The sequence below is a fragment of the Roseovarius dicentrarchi genome, assembly GCF_003316635.1.
Lineage (GTDB): Bacteria > Pseudomonadota > Alphaproteobacteria > Rhodobacterales > Rhodobacteraceae > Roseovarius > Roseovarius dicentrarchi.
This window is the reverse complement of record NZ_QNQP01000025.1, coordinates 21,605-41,794: the sequence shown is the minus strand read 5'-3', so window position 1 is coordinate 41,794 and position 20,190 is coordinate 21,605. Positions and strand designations below refer to the sequence as shown.

Sequence of the window (20,190 nt, the reverse complement as noted above, 5' to 3'; positions counted from 1 at the left end):
CGCCTTTCCGGTGACGGAAAATCAGCCCGAAGGCTCCGTCTCGCAGGTCGTGTTTACCATCGGCGCGGACGGGCAGGCCGACAGCGTGACGGTCGAGCATCTGAACGACGCGGGGCTTGGCGGCTTTGACCGGCGATAGGGCGGTGTCGGGCAATATCTGATCGCGTCCACGGTCATTTGGCTTTTCGCGGTTGCTGCGCCCCGACCCGGCGGATTTTTGCCGCGCCTTTGCACGCTCTGCGCTTTAATTGGCGCGGCCCGTCCAAACGGACGGGGCGCAGGGGGCGGCGCCTGTGCGATCATCCCCGCAAAAGGCGCGTCACCCGGGGGACATGCCGCCACCGCCGTCGGCGACCACCGGCGGCGTTTTTGTCCCCTCTCGCAGCGCCGCGACCGGCCAGCATCACAGGAGCCTTGAATGAAACAGCACCACCGCAAACCGGCCCCTACACGTGCCACGGCGCTTGCCATGGCGCTTGCGCTGTCGTTCCTGCCTGCCGGGGCGCAGGCGCAGGATGGCGGCGGATCGGTCATCAACCCGGCGCTGGCGCAGCAGGCCGTCATGGAAATCCTGCCCGATATCCCCGCCGAGGTGGGCCTGTCGCCGAAAGACTATGTTTTCGGCAATGACCATACCGGCGATTTGCGAATGGTGCATGTCTTCATCGGGCCGGACGGCCATATGATGCCGCACGAGGCGTGGCGCCTGACCCATCCCGCGCAATGCCGCAAACAGGCGCGCGAGACGTTCGAGCCGGTGCAGATCCTGACCTTCGAGATTGTGCGCGAGACGGAAACCCATAACGGCCTGACGCGCCATCAATACTACGCCAACGCGCGGCTGTCCGATCTTGATGTCGGCCCCGAAAAACGTGTGATGGCGCGCAGATCCTCCACCGGCGGCGCGACCGTGGGGCGGTATCCGACGGGAAGCGGCGGCAGGCTGTCGCTGGCCGATTACGATGCGCTGGTCCCGGCATTCCGGGATGCGATGCAGAACCTCGGCATTGATTTCGGGGCGCCGGGCGATGGCTGCGGCGATATTCGCCTGACCCATCTTTATGGCGCCAAGGTGGATCAGGAATTCGGCTTTCTGGCCGGATATCAGAACGAATCGGTGCCGAGCATGACCTATGAATGGGATTTCGGCGGCGCGGGCGGGCAGGGCGATCAGATCGGGCGCCATGTCTACACCGCCAAGGGCACCTATACGGTGACCGTCCATATCGGCGGCGATGGCGTGCGCGCGGGCAGCGCAAGCATTGCCGTCGCCGTGGATGACGGGCCGATCCAGCCCAAGGACGGCACCTGGGCGATCAGCCTGGTCAACCACGAAACCGAAGGCTGCGCCCCCAAGATCGTCAGCGGCATCGAAAAGGCCATGGCCACGATGTTCGGCGACGAAAAGCGCGAGACGCTGACATTCGCCAAGCCGTTCCACCCCGAACCCCTGATGAAACACGCCGACAATCTGGACTGGGCGCAGCGCGGGATGAACACCTGGGACACCGTGGTTGCCGACAAATCGGTCAGCGGCATGAAACAAAAGGTGGTTCTGGTGGCCGAAGTCCTGTCGGAGACGCGGATCAACGAGGTCATGGATCATGAAATCATCATGTCGGAAAATATCGCCGCGCTGCTTGGCGGGTCCGAACGCTGCCTTGCCACCGGCACCTATGATTTGACATGGGTAGGCCCGTGATGGCGCGGCGCGCGGGCGCGCTGATCGGGCTGGCCGTGCTATGGGCCGGCCTTGCGCTGGCGGGGGGCGGTGCGGCGCTGGCGCAGCAGATCGGCAGTTATGCGGCTGTCGACGTGCGCGCGCTGAACCTGCGCGCGGCGCCGGACCCCCGCGCGCGGGTGATCCGCACGCTGCCGCGCGGCACGGTGGTCAGTATTCTGGACCGGCGGGGCGGATGGGCGCGGATCTTTGTGCAGGATGGCGGCGATGTCGAAGGCTGGCTTGCCGCGCGGTTTCTGCGCCGCAGCGCGCATGGCGGGGGAGCGGGGCAAGGGCATGGCCACCATCACGCCCGCCCGGCGCCGCTTCGCGTCAGCAAGCTGGATTTCGATTGCCGCGCGCCGCTGTTCGGCGATAGCGGCATCCGCAAATGCGTGGCCAGCGCGCGGGTGCAACTGGCGCATGGCGCGTATGACCCCGCCCGCGCGGGCAGCGTTCCGATTGTCTGCCGCGGGCAGATATCCTATCGCACCCGCGACGGCGCCTCGGCGCGAATGTTTGCCTATGACCGCGGCAGCATCGCCTATGACGACCGGCTGGGGCAATCCATGCGGATCAATTTCGATGTCCGCGCGATCAAGGCCAAGATCGACAGCGCCCACCTGACGGCGTTTTACTGCGCGCAGGGCTGACTGAACCTTCGCCGCGTTCGGGCAGACAGGTTTGGATGCCACCCGGTCAATGGCCCATAATCCGTCTTATGTAATGCGCGGATTTTGCCCGATCGCACGCGCGCCCCGGCAAGCCGTGCCGCCGGGGCGCGCCGGTGTCGCCCTCAGGTCAGCAACTGGCCCAGCAATGTGCCCGGCCCCGCGCCGGTGCTGGCACCCGGCCAGACGGCGGCGCCGGTGTGATACAGCCCCTCCAGCGGGGTGGTGCCGTCCGAATAGCCGCGCACCGGGCGGAACAGCGCGTTTTGCGACAGGTGGTGACTGCCGCAGACTTGATCGCCGCCGACAAGGTTGGGGTTGTCCGCCTCCAGATCCAGCGGCGAGACGCAGCGCATGTCCAGAATCTGGCCCCGCAGGCCGGGCGCGTGCCGCTCGACAATATCCAGAACGCGATCCGCGAACGGCTCCAGCGCGCTGGTCCAGTCGGTCGCCGCGATCTGGCCTGCCGCGTCGCCCTTGATGTCGCCCGGCACCATGCGCACCTGAAGCCACAGCGTATGCTTGCCCTCGGGCGCGCGGCTGGGGTCCACCGCCGTGGGCTGGCCGACGACGATCACCGGCGCCTCGGGCAGCAGCCCGGCCAGCGGTTGCTGGTAGGCCAGCGCCATCACGTCCAGACTGGGCGCGATGGTGACGTAGGCATAATCGCGCAGCTCGGCGCCCGCGCGCCAGTCGGGCAGATCCGACAGGGCCAGATGGATCATCACCGTGCCGGGCGCGTGGCGGAATGTGGCCAGCCCCGCGTCGTAATCGGCATCCGGGGTGCCGCCGGTCATCCGGGCCAGCGCGCCGGGCGCGACGTTGGCGATGATCGCCTTTTCAGCCGCAATCCGGCGGCCATCGGCGGTGATGACGGCCTGCGCCTTGCCGCCCTCGTGCAGGATCTGCGTGACTTCGGTGCCGCATTCCACGCTGCCGCCCTGCGCGGTGATTTCGGCCACCATGGCGCGAATGATGGTATCGGCGCCGCCCTTGCCCAGGGCCATGCCGCCGGCCTGATCGCCGAACGCCTCCAGATAGGGAAATATCGCGCCCGAGGCGATATCGGGCGCGTAATCCACATGCATCCCCCAAGGCGCCAGCGCGGCGCGGATCTGCTCGGATTCAAAGGTGCGATGCAGCCAGTCGCGCGGCGAGGACAGGGCAAACCGCGCAATATCGAACGTGCCGCCCCAGCCATGCTGGCGCAGCGCGTTAAAGCCCAGACCGGCCAGTGATGTCCATTTCATCGGGCTGGACATCAGCCCGCCGACCACGGCGGCCCGCGCGGCAAAGCCGTCGGTCAGCGCCTGCCATGTCTCGGCATCCTTGGCCGACAGGGCGCGGATGCGGCGCAGGTTCGCCTCCAGATCGGTGCCGACGCCAAACCACGTGCCATCCTCGAACACCGAGGCAAAGCAATGATCGGCGGCGACAAATTCGGCGCCCTGCGCCTCAAGCGCGGGTCCGAAATCGGCGTAGAAGGCGGAATTCTTGAAGTTGGTGATGTTCATCGCCGCCCAGTCATGGCGAAAGCCGGGCAGCGTCAGCTCCTGCGTCTTGACCGCGCCGCCGGGGGTGCCTGCCCGCTCCAGCACGCGGACGGACCAGCCCGCGCGCAGCAGGTAGAGCGCGCAGACCAGGCTGTTATGGCCCGATCCGATGATGATGGCGTCATGCGGGGGCTGGTCGGGCTGGGGCTGGTCGTGCCGGGGCTGGTCGGTCATGGAAGGCTCCGTTTATCTGCAATGGGTTACCCCATGACATATGCCCCAAAGACCAAAGCGCAAGCCGCCCTAGCCCGCCCGCACAACGCGCAGCTTGTCAATGCGGCGCCCGTCCATGCGCAGCACCTCGATGGACCAGCCGCCGATGCAGATCCGCTGGCCGGGGCGTGGCAGATGCCCCAGCCGGTCCAGCACCAGACCGGCCACCGTTTCAAAATCACGCTCCGCCGGCAGGTCCAGCGCCAGCAGATCGGCAAATTCGTCCGCCGGCATCCAGCCCGCGATCAGGTAGGCGCCGCCGGGCTGCGGCACCACCTTGGGCGGGGCGGCATCCGCGCCGGGAAAGGCGCCTGCAATCGCCTCCAGCACGTCCATGGGGGTGATGATCCCCTCGAAATGGCCGTGGTCGTCATAGACCAGCAGCAGATGCGCGGGCGCGGTGCGCAGCCGCTCGACCACCTCCAGCGCGCCCTGGGTGTCGCGCACGCGCGGCGCCGCGCGCAAGAGCGCGCGCAGATCCACCGGCTGCCCGGTCAGCACCGGCGCCAGCAGATCGCGCAGCACCAGCACGCCGATCACGTCGTCGGGGCTGCCGTCCCAGACCGGGATCTTGGTGCGGTTCAGCGCCTTCAGGCTGGGCAGGATATCGGCGGCGCGGCTGCCGGCCTCCAGCATCTCGACCTCGGTGCGGGGGGTCATCAGGCCGCGCGCGGTGCGGTCGGCGACGCGCATCACGCCGGCGATCATCTCGCTTTCGGCGCGGGCCATTGCGCCGGTGCTTTCGGCCTCGGCCACGATCAGGCGCACCTCTTCGTCGCTGACATGGTGGCGCGGCGGGCCGCCCTGGCCCAGAAGCGCCAGCACCAGCTGGCCCGAACGGTCCAGCAGCCACACCAGCGGCGCGGCGATGCGGGCGATCACCTGCATCATCGGCGCGATGCGGGCGGCGACCCGTTCGGGCGCGCGCAGGGCGATCTGTTTCGGCACCAGCTCGCCCACGATCAGCGACAGGTAGGTGATGACCACCACCACCGACCCGACGCCGGCAGGCTGCGCCACGGCGCCCGGCACCCCTGCCCCCTGCAACGCGGCGGCCAGACGCGCGCCCAGCGTGGCGCCGGAAAACGCCCCGGCCAGAATGCCGACCAGCGTGATGCCGATCTGCACGCTGGACAGGAACCGCCCCGGATCCTCGGCCAGCCGCAGCGCGGTGGCGGCGCCCCGGCTGCCCTTGGCCGCCAGCAGTTTCAGCCGGGCGGGCCGGGCCGACACGATGGCCAGATCGGACATGGCCAGCAGGCCGTTCAGCAGCGTCAGCAGGATGACAATCGCAGTCTCGGCGTACATTTGCCCCCCGGTTTACGGCGCATCCCCGCCAGCGGCAGGATATCAGGGATCGCCATGAATTCCAGCGCGGTCTGCGCCCGCACCGGGCGCCGGGCGGCAGGCCGGCTTGATCATCGCGCCCCGCATCTGCAATAGCTGGCCCAAAGGAGCGCCGCCAATGCCACATTCCCCCAAAACGCCGCGCCCGCCGCGCGTGGCAAAACCCGCCTGGATCGAGGCGGTGATGGCTGCGCTGCTGGCGGGTGTGGCCGGCTGGGTCGATGCGGTGGGGTTCCTGCATTTCGGCGGGCTGTTCCTGTCCTTCATGAGCGGCAACACCACCCGGCTGGGGGTCAGCGTGGCGCAGGGCAATCTGGGCGTCGCGTTCCTGCCCGCGCTGGTGATCGGCTGTTTCGTGCTGGGCGCGCTGGCCGGCACGTTGCTGGACCGCGCCGGGCGCAGCTATGGCGGGGTCTTGGTGCTGGTGGTGGTCATGGCGGGGCTGCTGGGCGCGCTGGCCCTGCTGCGCGGCGATCCGGGCGAAGCGCCGGTGGTGGCGCTGCTGGCGGCGATGATGGGAATGCAGAACACCGCGATGCAGGGCGTCGGCGGTCATGCGGTCGGGCTGACCTATCTGACCGGCAACCTGACCAAGCTGGGCCAGAACCTGGCCCGCCGCATCATGGGCGAGCCTGTGGGCGCCAAATGCCTGCTGTTTGCCGGGATGTGGTGCGCGCTGATCAGCGGCGCCATAGGCGGCGCGGCGACCTATGACCGGGCGGGCATGGCCGCGTTATGGCCGGTTGTGTGGCTTTTGGGCGTCATTGCAGCCCTGCGGGCCGGCTACATCTGGTATCGGCTGAAACAGTCCCCATATTGAGGGTGGCCATGGACGGGCGCCCTGCCCCATGCCATGGCCCTTCGGAGGATTGCACAAATGTTGATCTTTTGCCTTGCTGCCCTGATCCTGACGCTGCCGCTGCTGCCCCTGTTTGCGCCTGCCGCTGCCCCCGCACGCATCCCCGTCCCGGCCCAAGCACCGGCCCAAACATCTGCCAGCCGCGCATTGCCCGTTGCATAAACCGCGCCGCTAGGGTGTTATCTGGCCGATGACACAATCGCTGCGCGAGGTTCTGTCCTCGGTCAAATCCCTGCTGGTCGGCACTGCGGCCTTTACCATCGGCAACAGCCTGCTGGGCGTTGTCCTGCCGCTTCGGATGGAGGCGGCGGGATATCCCGTGGCGCTGACCGGCGCGATCATGGCGGCGTATTATTTCGGCCTTGCGCTGGGGGGCTGGCGCGGCAAGCGGGTGATCCTGCGCATCGGCCATATCCGCGCCTTTGCCGTGTTTGCGGCGCTGACGGCGGCGACCACGCTGGCCTATGCCAGCTTCTTTGACCCCGCCGCATGGGTGATATTCCGCATTATCAACGGCTTCTGCATTGCCGGCATGACCGCCACCATTGAAAGCTGGCTGAACATGCGCAGCAGCAACCAGACGCGCGGGCGCGTTCTGGGCTATTATATGCTGACGTTTTATCTGGCCATTGCGGCGGGGCAGACCATGGTGAACCTGGCTCCGGTGGCCGGGCCGGACCTGTTCATGCTGTCCGCCGCGCTGATCGGTCTGGCGCTGATCCCCGTCGCCGCAACCCGCCTGGGCGAGCCGAACCTGAGCGACAGCCGCGCGCTGCGGGTGCGCGACCTTTATGCCGCGTCGCAAGTGGGGGTGGTCGGCGCCGCCGTGGCCGGGCTGATGGTGGGATCGTTCTATGCGCTGGGGGTGGTCTTTGCCCGCCGCATCGGGCTGAGCGTGCCGGAGGCGGCCATGTTCATGAGCGTTGTCGTGCTGGGCGGGCTGGCCGCGCAGGTGCCGATGGGGATGCTGGCCGACCGGTTTGACCGGCGCATCGTCATGGCGGGCGCGCTGCTGGCGGTGGGCGGCGCGTGGGTGGCGCTGGCGGGGTTCATGGCCTCGGGCGTGCCGCTGATCGTGCTGCTGGCGGTGGCGCTGGCCTTTGGCGGCGCGATGAGCAGCGTCTATCCCTTGTGCGTTGCGCAAACCTTTGACCGGCTGGAGCGGCAGTATTACATCGCGGCGGCGGGGCGGCTGGTGATGGTCTATTCCATCGGCGCCACCATCGGCCCGCTGCTGGCCTCTGGGCTGATGGCGGTGTTCGGGCCGTCCAGCTTTTTCATGTTCGAATCCAGCGTGGCGATCCTCTATGCGCTGTTCGTTCTGGTGCGCGTCGCGCGCAGCCCCTGCCTGCCCGCCGAAGAGCGCGAGCCATATGTGACCCTGCCCGACGTCACCCCCGTCGCCATGGCGCTGGACCCGCGCACGCGGCCCGACCCGGACGGCGCGCAGGACGGCTAGAGCGGGCGCGTCTCCATCACGTAGGATTCAAAGAAATCGGAAAAGGTGGCAACGCGCAGCGGCAGCTGCTCATAGGGCGGATAATACAGCGTCAGCCAGATTTCCGGCGCGGACCAGTCCGGCAGCACCGCCGCCATGCGCCCCTGAGCGATATCGTCGCCGATGATGAAGCGCGGCAGCAGCGCGATCCCCTCGCCGCAGCGCACCAGCCCGGCCAGCAGATCGCCGTTATTGGCGCTGACGCGGCCCGCCGCCTTGTGGCTGTGCTGCGCCTTGCCGCGCGACAGGTGCCACAGCTCGGCCCGCTTGCCGTCGCGGTAGCCCAGACAGGCGTGATCGGCCAGATCCGCGGGCTTTTGCGGGGTGCCATGGGTGCGCAGATATTCGGGCGCGGCCACCAGAACGCGCGGCACCTTGCAAATCTTGCGCCAGATGGTGGATTTATCTCCGGGCGGGCCGGACACGCGAATGGCCAGATCGAAATCCCCCTCGACGATATCGACAAAGGCATCGGACAGATGCACATCGACCGTCGTTTCAGGATAAAGCAGGCCAAATTGCGACAGCACCGCCGGCAGCACCTGAACGCCCAGCGACAGCGGCGCGCTGATGCGCAGCCGCCCCGAGGTGATGCCCTCCGCCTCGCGGGTTTCCACCGCCGCCTCCTCCAGCGCGTCGGCCAGCGGCGCGGCGCGCGCGGCATAGACCGCCCCGGCCGAGGTCAGCGATACCTGCCGCGTCGTGCGCACCAGCAGCTGAACGCCCAGCCGCGCCTCCAGCGCGGCGATGGTGCGCGTCACCGATGCCGGTGTCATGCCCAGCTGCCGCGCCGCCCCGGCAAAGCTTTGCTGGTCGGCCACGGCCAGAAACACACGGATGGATTCCAGTTCGCCCATCTGCTATCATTACGATAACCGCAACAGTGAATGCAAGATTATATCTGTTCACGAAACATAACAGCGCGGCTATATTTTCAATCACACCGCAGGCCAATGGAACGGAGCGCGCCGCACCCCGTTGCCTAGGCCAGGGCGACACGATTCACGCAACCCCAGACAGGAGCTTTCAATGACCGTCAAACTCGCAATCATCTACTATTCCAGCTACGGCACCAACCACCAGATGGCGACCATCGCCGCCGATGCCGCCAAGGCTGCCGGCGCCGAAGTGCGCCTGCTGAAGGCCCGCGAAACCGCCCCCGCCGAGGTGGTCGCCGGTGTGGACGCGTGGAAGGCCCACGCCGACGCCACCGCCGACATCCCCGAGGCAACGGCCGAGGATATGGAATGGGCCAACGCCTACCTTATTTCCAGCGGCACCCGCTTTGGCGTGATGACCAGCCAGATGCGCGCCTTCATCGACACGCTGGGCGGCGTCTGGGGCAAGGGCGGTCTGGCGAACAAGCCGGTGACGGCCATGACCTCGGCCCAGAATACCCATGGCGGGCAGGAAACCACGCTGCAATCGCTCTACACCACCGTGATGCACTGGGGCGGCTTTGTCGTCGCGCCGGGATATACCGATGAGATCATCTTCAAGACCGGCGGCAACCCCTACGGCTACAGCCACACCCAGGGCGATGATTTCGACGATGCCGCCAAGGCCGCGATCGGCCATCAGACCCGCCGCCTGGTCGAGGTGGCCGCCAAGCTGGCCTGACCGGAGGCGCGCAAACACACAGCGCCGGGGCGCGTGACCGCCCCGGCGCCCTATTTCAGAAAGGATGGATTCGCATGGGACTTTTGGTTGACGGCGAATGGCACGATCAATGGTATGACACCAGCAGCAGAGGCGGCAAATTCGTGCGCGGCGACTCGCAGTTTCGCAACTGGATCACGCCCGACGGCGCGCCCGGCCCCACCGGCACCGGCGGGTTCAAGGCCGAGGCGGGCCGCTATCACCTATATGTGTCGCTGGCCTGCCCATGGGCCAACCGCGCGCTGATCCTGCGCAGCCTCAAGGGGCTGGAGGATGCCATCAGCGTTTCGGTCGTGCATCCGCATATGGGCGAAAACGGCTGGACGTTTCAGCCCGGCCCCGGTGTGATCGCCGACCCGGTGGGGGACGCAGATTACATGTATCAGGTCTATCTGCGCGCCGATCCCGAATATAGCGGCCGCGTCACCGTGCCGGTTCTGTGGGACTTGCAGCAGGGCACAATCGTCAATAACGAATCGGCGGAAATCATCCGCATGCTGAACTCGGCCTTTGACGGCATCGCCACCAAATCCGAGGATTACACCCCCGAGGATCTGCTGCCCCAGATCGACGAGATCAACGCATTCACCTATGACGCCATCAATAACGGCGTCTACAAGGCCGGCTTCGCCACCGATCAAAAGGTGTACGAGGACGAGGTGACCGCGCTGTTTTCCGCCCTCGACACGCTGGAGGACAAGCTGGGCAAGCAGCGTTTCCTGGTCGGCGACAGGATAACCGAGGCGGACTGGCGCCTGTTCACCACGCTGATCCGGTTCGATGCCGTCTATCACGGGCATTTCAAATGCAACCTGCGCCAGCTGATGGATTACGAGAACCTGTGGAGCTACACGCGCGAGCTGTATCAGTGGCCGGGCGTGGCCGAGACGGTCAATTTCGACCATATCAAGCAGCATTATTATACCAGCCACGACACGATCAACCCCAACCGCATCGTGCCCGCCGGCCCGCTTCTGGATCTGGACCGCGCGCCCAGCCGTAACGTTTAAAGCGTTTCGCCTTTAACCTGAGATATCAGATAAAGGCGAAACGCGCGCAACGTTGATATGTGGTGCGGGTTTCCCGAAAATCTGTGAGTCAGATCTTTCGCGAAACGCTTTAATCCGAAACCTCGTGCAGGCCGCGCGCCACAAGGGCCGCGGCCAGTGCCATAGCCGCAAACAGCACCAGCGTCACATGCGGCCCGGCCAATGACGCCACCGCGCCAAAGATGCCCGACGCCAGCAGCGCGACGCCGATCACCGTATTGGCCACCGCCGTATAGGTCGCGCGCCGCCCCTTGGGCGCCATATCCACCAGGTAGATCACGCGCCCCTGCCGCACGCCGTGATAGGCGATCATCAGCACGAACAGCACGCCGGGCAGCGCCCAGATGGTCCCCGAAACGCCTGCCAGATCCAGTGCCACCGCCGCCAGCAGCGCGGCCGCCCCGGCCACCCCCGACAGCATCAGAACGGCGCGGCTGGATCTGTCGGCCAGCCGCCCCCACACCCACGAGCTGAGCGCCGAGGCGATGGAGGATGCCAGCACCAGCGCGCCCAGCCGGTCAAACGCCCCCTGCCCCGCATCCGCGCCCAGCAGCACGATATAGGGCGGCGCCAGCGCCGTCGCCGTCAGCAGCCCGCGCACCCAGATGAACCGGCGCAGCTGCGCATCCTTGCGCAGGATGGCCAGCTGGCGCAGCGCGGGCATGCCGGTGTCGCCGGGGGCCCGCTCCTCCCAGATGGTGGAGAACACCAGCGACGCGCCCAGCCACAGCAGCGCCGCCAGCGCGATGGCAATCACCACCAGCGCCGCGCGGTCCACCGCGCCGCTGATCAGCACCAGCGCGAATATCACCACCGCCCCCGCGCCCAGTGATGTCGCGGTGCCGGTTGCCGCCCCGCGCCGCGACTGGCCCACCGTCTTGCCCAATATGTCGCTGTAGCTGACCGAGCAGATCGACCGCGACACCGCCAGCACCGCCAGCAGCGCGCAGATCACCGCGCCCGCCGCCGCCCCGCCCAGCGTGAGCGCGGCCAGCACGATCCCCGCCGCCGCCGCGCCCTGACCGACGCAGCCCGCGACCCACGCCCATTTGCGCCGGGCCATGGCCTGCACATGCGGCGCGGTAAACAGCTGCGGCAGCAGCGCGCCCGCCTCGCGGATCGGCACCAGTAGGCCGACGAAAACCGAGGACGCGCCCAAATGTGCCAGCAGCCAGGACAGCACCAGCTTGGGGTCGATCAGCCCGTCGGCGATCTTGGTCATGGACAGCGAGGCGGCATGGCGCAGGAAATTGGCCGGCTCGTGGCGCGTCTGCGCCGCGCTCAGCCCGCCGGTGCCGTTATTCTCGCCGGTCAGGGCATCGAACAGGCGGCGCGTCAGGGGCGGGCGGCTCATGCGGCGCCTCGTGATGCCGCGCGCTGGCGCTGGTCGCGCAGCGCCACGATCAGCGCCAGAACCACCACCAGCGCGATCAGGCCAAAGCCCGCCAGCATCGCCGTATCCCATGACGTGGCGCGCAGCGTGGTAAAGACCGCCGCCGTGATCACCGCGATCCCGACCGCGGTGCCGATGCGCTGCCCCGTCTGCATGATCGCGCCGGAGCTGCCCGCATAATCCAGCGGCACATCGGCCAGTGTCAGGGTCTGGTTCGGGCTGATGACCGTGCCCTGCGCCACACCGACAAAGGACAGCGACGCCAGCAGCCACCAGATGCTGATATGCCCGGCCTCATGCAGCACCACCACCAACATGCTCAGCCCCAGACCCAGCAGCGCCAACAGCAGCCCCCAGATCACCAGCTTGCGACCCAGCCGCGCCACGCGCACGCCGGCCCAATGCGCCGCATAGGCCGACAGCAGCGCAGCCGGGATGCCGAACGCGCCCGATTGCAGCGCGGTCTTGCCCGCGCCCTCCTGCACATACAATGCGACCAGAACCCAGACGCTGGTGATGCCCATGAAATACAATGCCATGATGGTGATGCCGTTGGTATAGCTGCGGGTGTGAAAGATCGCCAGATCCACCATCGGCTTCAGCCCCAGCCGGACATAGCGCCGCTCCCACCGGACCCAGGCCCAGGTCAGCAGCCCGCTCAGCGGCAGCAGCGCCCAGACCCACACGGCGCCGCTGCCCTCGACGAACGGGAACAGAACCGCCAGCACCGCCAGCCCCAGCAGCAGCGCGCCGACCGGATCCAGCGAGCGCAGCCCGCTGCCGGTGCGCGGCAGCCGCACGATCAGCGGGCGGGGAAACCACATCAGCCCCAGAATGATCGCCAGCGCGCCAATCGGCACATTGACCAGAAAGGTCAGCCGCCAGCCCAGATCAGGCCCGCCCAGTTCGATCAGCAAACCGCCCAAAACCGGGCCGATGGCCACCGACAGGCCCACCGTGGTGCCGAAATACCCGAACGCCTGCCCGCGCGCATCGCCGCGAAAATAATGCTGGATCATGCCCAGACCCTGGGGGTTCAGCAGCCCCGACCCGATCCCTTGGGCAAAGCGCGCGGCGTTCAGCCATTCGGCATTGGGCGCAAGCCCCGCCGCCACGGACGAGACGGTGAAAATCCCCACCCCGATCAGAAACAGCCCGCCGCGCCCCATGATGTCGCCCGCGCGCCCGGCGGCGACCAGCACCACGCCAAAGGTCAGCGCATAGCCCGACAGCACCCATTGCAGGTCGGATTGCGACGCGTCCAGCCCGATCCGGATCGACGGCAGCGCCACGTTGACGATGCTGACGCTGATCAGCGTCATGAAGATCGTGACCAGCAGCACGAACAGGATGCGCCAGCGGACCGGGTCGGTTGTGGGATCTGAAATGTCTGATTGGGCCTCTTGCGGCCCATCGGGGCTTGTCCGTGGCGACACCATTGCTGCGACTTTCCTTGCTTGGCCAGATCGGCCTTATAGGTCCGCCACATGGCAAAGACAAACGCCGCAAAGACAAACGGCGCAGCGCGGCGGGGGTTCCGCCGGCTGCGCCTGTTTTGCCGGGCCGCTTGCGCGGCTGCCGTCAGGTGGTGGTCAGATCATAGCCGGGTCAGGCGGGGGCCTTGACCAGAATCTTGACCTGGGATTTCTCGGACGACAGCACGTCAAAGCCTTCGGCGACGATATCATCCAGCTCGATCCGCTTGGTCACAAGGTTTTCGGCCTGGAAATAGCCGCGCGTCATCAGCTCCATCACCGCCGGGTAGACGTTGCGATAGCCGATGGTGCCCTTGATGTTGCGCTCGCTCAGGACGACATCGTTGGGGTTCAGCGATGCCTCGCCCTCCCAGATCGACACGATCAGGGCCTGCCCTTCGTAGCGGGTGACGTCGATGCACTGTTTGAACACGGCCGACACGCCTGTCACCTCGAACGCGACGTTGACGCCGCCGCCGCTGGCATCGCGGATTTCGGCCACCACGTCGACCTCGCCGGGGTCCAGCGCGACGGTCGCGCCCAGCTCCATCGCCTTTTCGCGGCGCTCCGGCGACGGCTCCACCACATAGACCTTGGAGGCGCCGGCCGCGCGCAGCGCCTCGACCACCAGAAGGCCGATTGGCCCGGCGCCGAATACGGCGGCGGTATCGCCGGCCTTCAACGCGCTGACGCGCACCGCGTGCAGCGCCACGGCGGCAGGTTCGACCAGCGCGCCCTGCTCCATCGACAGGCCGTCGGGCATCTTGTGCGCCATGCCCGCGGGCACCACGGAATAACCGGCAAAGCCCGCCGCGCCGCCCGACAGGCCCATGAAACCCATATCCTGACACAGGTTATACAGCCCGTCGCGGCAGGCGTCACATTTGCCGCAATGATAGATCGGCTCGATCGCCACGCGGTCGCCGACCTCGAACCCTTCGACCCCGTCGCCCAGTTCGGTAATCTCGCCGCAATATTCGTGGCCCATGGTGATGGGCGCCTTTTCACCGCTCAAGGGATGCTTTTCATCCGCCGGAATGAAAATCGGGCCGGCCAGGTATTCGTGCAGGTCACTGCCGCAAATACCGGTCCATGCGACCTTCAGCTTGACATGGCCGGGCTTGACCTGCGGTTCGTCAATATCCTCGACCCGGATATCCTTGGCGGCGTACCAAAGTGCAGCTTTCATGGCGATGCTCCTTTTGCAGTGTCCTTGTTCTGGCTGCATCATAGCAGCGGTCTGAAAGGGCCGCATTGATGCAGGTTAGTGCCGGGGCGTTAATTTTCGGCTAATATCGGTCTAAAAACCGCGCCGGTTGCCTTTTGCGTCGCCAATGCCCAGATCAGGGGCATACCGCCCAAAGGGGGAAGCCATGCTCTATTCCGTACTTGACCTTGCGCCCGTCCCCGAGGGGACAGACACGCGCGCCGCGATTGCCAGCAGCGTCGAATTGGCGAAACTGGCCGAGGGCGCCGGTTACACCCGTTACTGGCTGGCCGAGCATCACAATATGCCGGGCATTGCCAGCGCCGCCACGTCCGTTCTGATCGGCCATATCGCGGACGCGACGCGCACCATCCGCGTTGGCGCGGGGGGTATCATGCTACCCAACCACGCGCCCTTGGCGATTGCCGAGCAGTTCGGCACGCTGGCCACGATCCACCCGAACCGGATTGATCTGGGCCTAGGCCGGGCGCCGGGCGGGGATATGGCAGTGGCGCGGGCGCTGCGCCGGGGCGGCGATAACTTCCCCGAGGATGTGGTTGAACTGATGGGATATTTCGGCGATGCGCGCCCCGGCGCGCCGGTGGCCGCGCATCCGGGGCAAGGCACGCATGTGCCGGTCTATATCCTTGGCTCCAGTCTTTACGGTGCGCAGCTGGCGGCGCAGCTGGGCCTGCCCTATGCGTTCGCCTCGCATTTCGCGCCCGATGCGCTGGACCAGGCGGCGCAGATCTACCGCGAGCGGTTCACGCCGTCGCAATATCTGGACCGGCCCTATTTCATGCTGGCCGCCAACGTCTTTGCCGCCGATACCGATGCCGAAGGGGCGCGGCTGGCCACCTCCATGCAGCAGGCATTCGCGCGGCTGCGCACCGGTGTGCCCGGCAAGCTGCCCGCCCCGGTCGATGATATCGAGGCCGCCATCGGCGCCGACATGACCCGCGCGGTCAATCAGGCGCTGCGGGTGTCGGCGGTGGGGTCCAAGGCGACGATTGCGAAAACGCTGACCGCGCTCAAGGACCGCTACCAGCCTAATGAGATGATCCTTGCCAGCCAAATATGGGATCCGGCCGCGCGCCAGCATTCGCTGCGCCTTGCCGCCGAGGTGCTGGGGCAGATGGACGGGGTGCGCGCCGCCTGATCGCGCGGCATCCGGCGCCCCTGCCCTTGCATCGGCCCGGATTTTTGCGCCATATGTCGGCATCATCCGTTCCCTTGCCTGAAAGGTGCCCATATGAAGCCGCTTGCCAAATTCGCCGCCCTTGCCGCCGCGCTGATCGCCCCGCTGCCCGCGCTGGCGGAGATTGACCCCGTCACCCTGCGCCTTGCGCATGTGGTGAACGAACAGGACGCGTTTCACGCCGCCGCCACCAAGTTCCGCGATCTGGTGGCCGAGCGGTCGGACGGCGCCATCACGGTCGAGCTGTTCCCCAACGCGACGCTGGGCGACGAGCGCACGCTGCTGGAGGGGATGCAGATCGGCACCGTTGATATGGGCCTGATCACCAACGGGCCGGTGTCCAACTTCCTCGAAGACATGGCCGTGTTCGAGCTGCCGTTCCTGTTCCCCTCCTCCGAGGCGGCCTATGCCGTGCTGGACGGCGAGATCGGGCAGGAACTGCTGTCCCGTCTGGAGGAGGTCAACCTCAAGGGGCTGGCCTATGCCGAACGCGGTTTCCGCAACCTGACCAATTCGGAACGCGCGGTAAACACCCCCGCCGACATGGACGGGATGCGCATCCGCGTGATGGAAAACCCCGTTTATATCGACACCTTCCGCGAGCTGGGCGCCGACGCCATCCCCATGGCCTGGAACGAGGCGCTGACCGCCATGCAGCAGGGCACCATCGACGGGCAGGAAAACCCCGTGAACGTGGTCCATTCCTTCAAGCTGAACGAGACGCAGACAAACATGACCATGACGCGGCACTCTTATGCGCCCGCGATTTTCGTCATGGGCCTGCCGGTCTGGTCCAAGCTGGGCGAGCAGGCGCAGACCATCCTGAAGGATGCCGCGCAAGAGGCCGCCGAGTTTGAACGCGCGCTGAACGCGTCCGAGCAGGAGGAACAGATGCAGGCCCTGCGCGATGCCGGGATGGACATCAACGACAGCGCCGATCTGGCCGCCTTTGCCGAGGCGGTAAAGCCGGTCTACGAGAAATACGGCGCCAAGTTCGGCGACTACCTGCCCCGCATTCAGGAGCAGATCCGCGCAGGCGCGGCGCAGTAACATGCTGGCGGGCCTTGATGCGATTGACCGCCTGATCGGCGCGGTATTGAGGCCCGTGGTATTCCTCGGCATGGCCGCCCTGACGGCAGTCATCACCTTGCAAATCGCCAGCCGGGTATTGTTCACTTCCGTCTCGTGGACCGAGGAAGTCGCGCGGTTCCTGCTGATCTGGATCACCTTTCTGGGCGCGGCATTGGCGTGGCAGCAGGGGCGGCATCTGGCGGTATCGCTCTTGCGCGACAGCCTGCCGGACGGGGCGCGCCGGGTGGTGACGGGCGCGGCGATCCTGATAAGCCTTGCGTTCATGATCGCGCTGACGGTGATCGGCATCCGCTATATGAATGTGCAAAGCTTTCAAAAATCCCCCTCCTTGCGCATTTCGATGACCTATATCTACGCGGTCATGCCGCTGGCCGCGTCGCTGATGGCGGGGCTGTCGGTGATCGACCTGATCCGCCTGATGGCCGGGCGCCCTGCCCGCGCAGGATCGCCGCAATGAGCCTGATCCTGGCCGGTCTGTTTGTCCTGTTTCTGCTGATGGGCATTCCCATTGCGGTGGTGCTGGGCGCCGCCACCATGGGCGCGTTGCAGCTGGGGGGCGTGCCGCTGATGGTGGTGCCGCAGCAGATGTTTTCGGGCATCAACAGCTTTGCGCTGGTCGCTGTGCCGATGTTCGTGCTGGCCGGCGACGTGATGGCGCAGGGCGAGATTTCCAAGCGGCTGGTCGCCTTCGCCGATTCCATGTTTGGCTTTATCAAGGGCGGGCTGTCCATCGTGTCGGTGCTGGCGGGCATGTTTTTCGCCGCCATTTCCGGCTCGGGCGCGGCCACGACCGCTGCGGTCGGCGCCAGCCTTGTCCCCGAATTGAAGCGCAAGGGGTATGACCCCGCCGCCGCCGCGTCCCTGATCGCGGCATCCGGGACGATTGGCGTGGTGATCCCGCCATCCGTGCCGATGATCATCTACGCCGTGATCGCGCAGGAATCCGTGTCGAAACTGTTCCTGAACGGCTTCATCCCCGGCGTGGCGATGGGCGTGGGCCTGATCATCGTCGCACTGATCCAGGGGCATCGCCGCGCCTACCCGCGCGGCACGCCGTTCAACTTTGCCACCATCGGGCGCACGCTGCTGTCGGCCATGTGGGGCCTCTTTGCGCCGCTGATCATCCTTGGCGGCATCTTCTCGGGCATCTTCACGCCCAGCGAGGCGGCGGTGGTCGCGGTGAACTACGCCATCCTTGTGTCGCTGTTCATCTACCGCGACCTGACGCTGAAACAGCTCTACCGGATCGTGGTGCGCGCGGGCGTTACCACGGCTGTCATCATGTTCGTCATCTCCGCCTCCTCGGTGCTCAGCTGGGCATTATCCAGCTGGCAAGTGCCGGGCGCCATTGCAGATTTCGCGCTGGCGCTGACCGGCAACCTCTACATGCTGTTGCTGGTGATCATGCTGATCATCCTTGTGACCGGGGTGTTCCTTGAAACCGCGTCGGCGCTGGTGATCCTGACGCCCATGCTGCTGCCACTGGCGCTGCAACTGGGGCTTGGCACCGTGCATTTCGGCATCATCATCGTCGTCGGGCTGGCCATCGGCATGGTCACGCCCCCGGTTGCGATCAACCTGTTCGTCGCCTCCACCACCGCGAACCTGCCGATTGAGAAGATCACGCGCGCCGTGCTACCCTATCTGGGCATCCTGATCGTGGTGTATCTGATCATCGGCTTCGGCCCGCTTTTGTTCTGACGCCCCTTAAATAGACTGGCCCCCAATGCAAAACTACCTGAGCCATGACGCCACATCCCTCGCCGCGCTGGTCGCCAGCGGCGACGTATCCCCCCACGAGTTGCTGGAGGAGGCGATCACCCGCGCCGAGGCGCGCGATGGCGACATCAACGCCGTGTCACAGCGCCTTTATGATCATGGCCGCGCCGCGATTGACGCAGGCCTGCCCGATGGCCCGTTTCGCGGCGTGCCGTTCCTGCTAAAGGATGCCTCGGGCGAGCTGGAGGGCCACGTCACCGCCCACGGCGCGCGCCTTCTGGCGCAAAGCGCCCCGGCGGCGGCCGATTCCACGCTGGTTACCCGCTACAAGGCGGCGGGGCTGGTCATCTTTGGCCGCACCACGACGCCGGAATTCTCGCTTGCCGCCTCCACCGAAACCAGCCTGACCGGCGCCACGCGCAACCCGTGGGACACCACCCGCACCGCCGGCGGATCGTCGGGCGGCGCGGCGGCGGTGGTGGCGGCGGGCATCGTGCCGGCCTCGCATGGCAGCGACGGCGGCGGGTCGATCCGCATCCCGGCGTCCTGCTGCGGGCTATACGGGTTCAAACCGTCGCGCGCCCGCGTCCCCGCCGGCCCGCTGATCGGCGAGGGCTGGGGGAGCCTCTCTTGCGCGCATGTGCTGACGCGTTCCGTGCGCGACAGCGCCGCGATGCTGGACGCGACGCACGGCATGGCGCCGGGCGATCCCTATTGCGCCCCGCCCGTCGCCCGCCCCTATGCCGAGGAGGCGCGCACCGATCCCGGCCGCCTGCGCATCGGCTGGCACATCCCCCCCATGAACGGCGCCGAGGTCGCCCCCACCTGCCGCGAGGCAACCCATGACGCGGTCGCCCTGCTGGAATCGCTGGGCCATGAAATCGAGGAAGTCACCCTGCCCGGCAGCACCGAACATCTGCAACGCGCCATCTGGGTGCTGGTGGCCAGCAACGTCGCGCGCAACATCCACGCCATCGGCGCCGAGCGTGACCAGATCGTGACCGAGGCCGATGTTGATCCCGTCACATGGCGCGCCGTCACCGATGCCGCCAGCATGACCGCCGAAGATTACGCCAAGGCGCTCTATCACATCCACCAGCAAAGCCGCCTGATGGCCGATCTGCACAGCCGCCATGATGTGATCGTCTCGCCCACGCTGGCCACCCCGCCGGTCAAGCTGGGCGTGCAGCGCACCGATACTGACGATGTCGATGCCTATCACGCCGCGCTGGCCAATTTCACCCCCTTCACCCAGCTGCACAACATGACCGGCGCGCCCAGCGTGTCCGTGCCGCTCTACTGGGCGGGCGGGCTGCCCATCGGCACCATGCTGTCGGCCGATTTCGGGCGCGAGGATATCCTGTTTCGCCTGTCCGGCCAGCTGGAGCAGGCCCGCCCGTGGTTCGACCGCCTGCCGCCAATGGCGGGTTAGAGCCTAAAACACTTGCCCGGCCCTGCATTCTGCGCCAAACAGTTACGGAGGCAACTGAAAATGGCGGCATAAACCGTAACAGCGGGATGCGCCCATAGCAGGGAC

At 66.8% G+C, this 20,190-nt stretch carries 17 protein-coding genes; 11 read left to right on the top strand and 6 right to left on the bottom strand.

All coding sequences use genetic code 11. The features are described from left to right. Positions 1-418 precede the first annotated feature (418 nt). Positions 419-1,702, top strand: a complete 1,284-nt coding sequence (locus tag DQ230_RS14660) for a PKD domain-containing protein (protein WP_113913354.1) — start codon at positions 419-421, stop codon at positions 1,700-1,702. Then, a complete protein-coding gene (locus DQ230_RS14655) occupies positions 1,687-2,373 on the top strand; it encodes an SH3 domain-containing protein (RefSeq protein ID WP_113913353.1) in 687 nt (228 codons plus the stop codon). Before DQ230_RS14660 ends, DQ230_RS14655 begins: the two co-directional genes overlap by 16 nt. Before the next feature lie 143 nt (positions 2,374-2,516). Here the strand turns inward: DQ230_RS14655 and DQ230_RS14650 are convergent, their stop codons facing one another. Beyond that, the gene (locus DQ230_RS14650) at positions 2,517-4,118 is read right to left on the bottom strand and encodes a phytoene desaturase family protein (protein WP_113913352.1); all 1,602 of its coding nucleotides are present in this window, start codon (positions 4,116-4,118) and stop codon (positions 2,517-2,519) included. A gap of 69 nt (positions 4,119-4,187) precedes the next feature. After that, entirely contained in the window at positions 4,188-5,465 is a 1,278-nt protein-coding gene (locus tag DQ230_RS14645) for a hemolysin family protein (RefSeq protein WP_113913351.1), read from the bottom strand. A gap of 157 nt (positions 5,466-5,622) precedes the next feature. On the opposite strand from DQ230_RS14645, the gene DQ230_RS14640 reads away from it, so the two are divergent. Both DQ230_RS14640 and DQ230_RS14635 read left to right on the top strand, forming a co-directional pair. Beyond that, the gene (locus tag DQ230_RS14640) at positions 5,623-6,324 is read left to right on the top strand and encodes a YoaK family protein (RefSeq protein WP_113913350.1); all 702 of its coding nucleotides are present in this window, start codon (positions 5,623-5,625) and stop codon (positions 6,322-6,324) included. A 229-nt stretch (positions 6,325-6,553) separates the two neighbouring features. Further along, positions 6,554-7,822: an MFS transporter gene (locus tag DQ230_RS14635; protein WP_113913349.1), complete on the top strand. Its 1,269-nt coding sequence runs from the start codon at positions 6,554-6,556 to the stop codon at positions 7,820-7,822. Here the strand turns inward: DQ230_RS14635 and DQ230_RS14630 are convergent. Next, positions 7,819-8,718 (bottom strand): LysR family transcriptional regulator, encoded by a 900-nt coding sequence (locus DQ230_RS14630; RefSeq protein ID WP_113913348.1) that lies wholly within the window; start codon positions 8,716-8,718, stop codon positions 7,819-7,821. The genes DQ230_RS14635 and DQ230_RS14630 overlap by 4 nt on opposite strands. Before the next feature lie 172 nt (positions 8,719-8,890). Here DQ230_RS14630 and DQ230_RS14625 point away from each other — a divergent pair, with 172 nt between their 5' ends. Then, complete coding sequence (locus tag DQ230_RS14625) at positions 8,891-9,481, top strand: NAD(P)H-dependent oxidoreductase (protein WP_113913347.1); 591 nt, start codon at positions 8,891-8,893, stop codon at positions 9,479-9,481. A gap of 74 nt (positions 9,482-9,555) precedes the next feature. Beyond that, positions 9,556-10,530 carry a glutathione S-transferase family protein gene (locus DQ230_RS14620; RefSeq protein WP_113913346.1) on the top strand — a complete coding sequence of 325 codons (975 nt, stop codon included), beginning with the start codon at positions 9,556-9,558 and terminating at the stop codon, positions 10,528-10,530. Positions 10,531-10,639: 109 nt separating this feature from the next. Here the strand turns inward: DQ230_RS14620 and DQ230_RS14615 are convergent, their stop codons facing one another. The 3 genes from DQ230_RS14615 to DQ230_RS14605 form a co-directional block, all read right to left on the bottom strand. Continuing rightward, positions 10,640-11,923, bottom strand: coding sequence for an MFS transporter (locus tag DQ230_RS14615; RefSeq protein WP_113913345.1), 1,284 nt, complete (start codon positions 11,921-11,923; stop codon positions 10,640-10,642). Further along, positions 11,920-13,401, bottom strand: a complete 1,482-nt coding sequence (locus DQ230_RS14610) for an MFS transporter (protein WP_113913344.1) — start codon at positions 13,399-13,401, stop codon at positions 11,920-11,922. The genes DQ230_RS14615 and DQ230_RS14610 overlap by 4 nt, the downstream gene beginning before the upstream one ends. 169 nt (positions 13,402-13,570) lie before the next feature. Next, the gene (locus tag DQ230_RS14605; protein WP_113913343.1) at positions 13,571-14,626 is read right to left on the bottom strand and encodes a 2,3-butanediol dehydrogenase; all 1,056 of its coding nucleotides are present in this window, start codon (positions 14,624-14,626) and stop codon (positions 13,571-13,573) included. Between the two features lie 184 nt (positions 14,627-14,810). On the opposite strand from DQ230_RS14605, the gene DQ230_RS14600 reads away from it, so the two are divergent. The 5 genes from DQ230_RS14600 (at position 14,811) to DQ230_RS14580 (ending at position 20,085) form a co-directional block, all read left to right on the top strand. Further along, positions 14,811-15,803, top strand: coding sequence for an LLM class flavin-dependent oxidoreductase (locus DQ230_RS14600; protein ID WP_113913342.1), 993 nt, complete (start codon positions 14,811-14,813; stop codon positions 15,801-15,803). 93 nt (positions 15,804-15,896) lie between these two features. Continuing rightward, positions 15,897-16,892 carry a TRAP transporter substrate-binding protein gene (locus DQ230_RS14595; protein WP_113913341.1) on the top strand — a complete coding sequence of 332 codons (996 nt, stop codon included), beginning with the start codon at positions 15,897-15,899 and terminating at the stop codon, positions 16,890-16,892. Between the two features lies 1 nt (position 16,893). Further along, positions 16,894-17,391, top strand: a complete 498-nt coding sequence (locus tag DQ230_RS14590) for a TRAP transporter small permease (protein WP_113913340.1) — start codon at positions 16,894-16,896, stop codon at positions 17,389-17,391. Beyond that, on the top strand, positions 17,388-18,635 hold the full coding sequence (locus DQ230_RS14585) for a TRAP transporter large permease (protein ID WP_113913339.1): 1,248 nt from the start codon (positions 17,388-17,390) through the stop codon (positions 18,633-18,635). Before DQ230_RS14590 ends, DQ230_RS14585 begins: the two co-directional genes overlap by 4 nt. Before the next feature lie 25 nt (positions 18,636-18,660). Continuing rightward, positions 18,661-20,085, top strand: coding sequence for an amidase (locus tag DQ230_RS14580; protein ID WP_113913338.1), 1,425 nt, complete (start codon positions 18,661-18,663; stop codon positions 20,083-20,085). Positions 20,086-20,190 lie beyond the last annotated feature (105 nt).

Bases quoted from the DNA above. Each gene is read 5' to 3' on its own strand.
- DQ230_RS14660 (WP_113913354.1), top strand. From the start codon at position 419: ATGAAACAGCACCACCGCAAACCGGCCCCTACACGTGCCACGGCGCTT.
- DQ230_RS14655 (WP_113913353.1), top strand. From the start codon at position 1,687: ATGGGTAGGCCCGTGATGGCGCGGCGCGCGGGCGCGCTGATCGGGCTG.
- DQ230_RS14650 (WP_113913352.1), bottom strand. From the start codon at position 4,118: ATGACCGACCAGCCCCGGCACGACCAGCCCCAGCCCGACCAGCCCCCG.
- DQ230_RS14645 (WP_113913351.1), bottom strand. From the start codon at position 5,465: ATGTACGCCGAGACTGCGATTGTCATCCTGCTGACGCTGCTGAACGGC.
- DQ230_RS14640 (WP_113913350.1), top strand. From the start codon at position 5,623: ATGCCACATTCCCCCAAAACGCCGCGCCCGCCGCGCGTGGCAAAACCC.
- DQ230_RS14635 (WP_113913349.1), top strand. From the start codon at position 6,554: ATGACACAATCGCTGCGCGAGGTTCTGTCCTCGGTCAAATCCCTGCTG.
- DQ230_RS14630 (WP_113913348.1), bottom strand. From the start codon at position 8,718: ATGGGCGAACTGGAATCCATCCGTGTGTTTCTGGCCGTGGCCGACCAG.
- DQ230_RS14625 (WP_113913347.1), top strand. From the start codon at position 8,891: ATGACCGTCAAACTCGCAATCATCTACTATTCCAGCTACGGCACCAAC.
- DQ230_RS14620 (WP_113913346.1), top strand. From the start codon at position 9,556: ATGGGACTTTTGGTTGACGGCGAATGGCACGATCAATGGTATGACACC.
- DQ230_RS14615 (WP_113913345.1), bottom strand. From the start codon at position 11,923: ATGAGCCGCCCGCCCCTGACGCGCCGCCTGTTCGATGCCCTGACCGGC.
- DQ230_RS14610 (WP_113913344.1), bottom strand. From the start codon at position 13,401: ATGGTGTCGCCACGGACAAGCCCCGATGGGCCGCAAGAGGCCCAATCA.
- DQ230_RS14605 (WP_113913343.1), bottom strand. From the start codon at position 14,626: ATGAAAGCTGCACTTTGGTACGCCGCCAAGGATATCCGGGTCGAGGAT.
- DQ230_RS14600 (WP_113913342.1), top strand. From the start codon at position 14,811: ATGCTCTATTCCGTACTTGACCTTGCGCCCGTCCCCGAGGGGACAGAC.
- DQ230_RS14595 (WP_113913341.1), top strand. From the start codon at position 15,897: ATGAAGCCGCTTGCCAAATTCGCCGCCCTTGCCGCCGCGCTGATCGCC.
- DQ230_RS14590 (WP_113913340.1), top strand. From the start codon at position 16,894: ATGCTGGCGGGCCTTGATGCGATTGACCGCCTGATCGGCGCGGTATTG.
- DQ230_RS14585 (WP_113913339.1), top strand. From the start codon at position 17,388: ATGAGCCTGATCCTGGCCGGTCTGTTTGTCCTGTTTCTGCTGATGGGC.
- DQ230_RS14580 (WP_113913338.1), top strand. From the start codon at position 18,661: ATGCAAAACTACCTGAGCCATGACGCCACATCCCTCGCCGCGCTGGTC.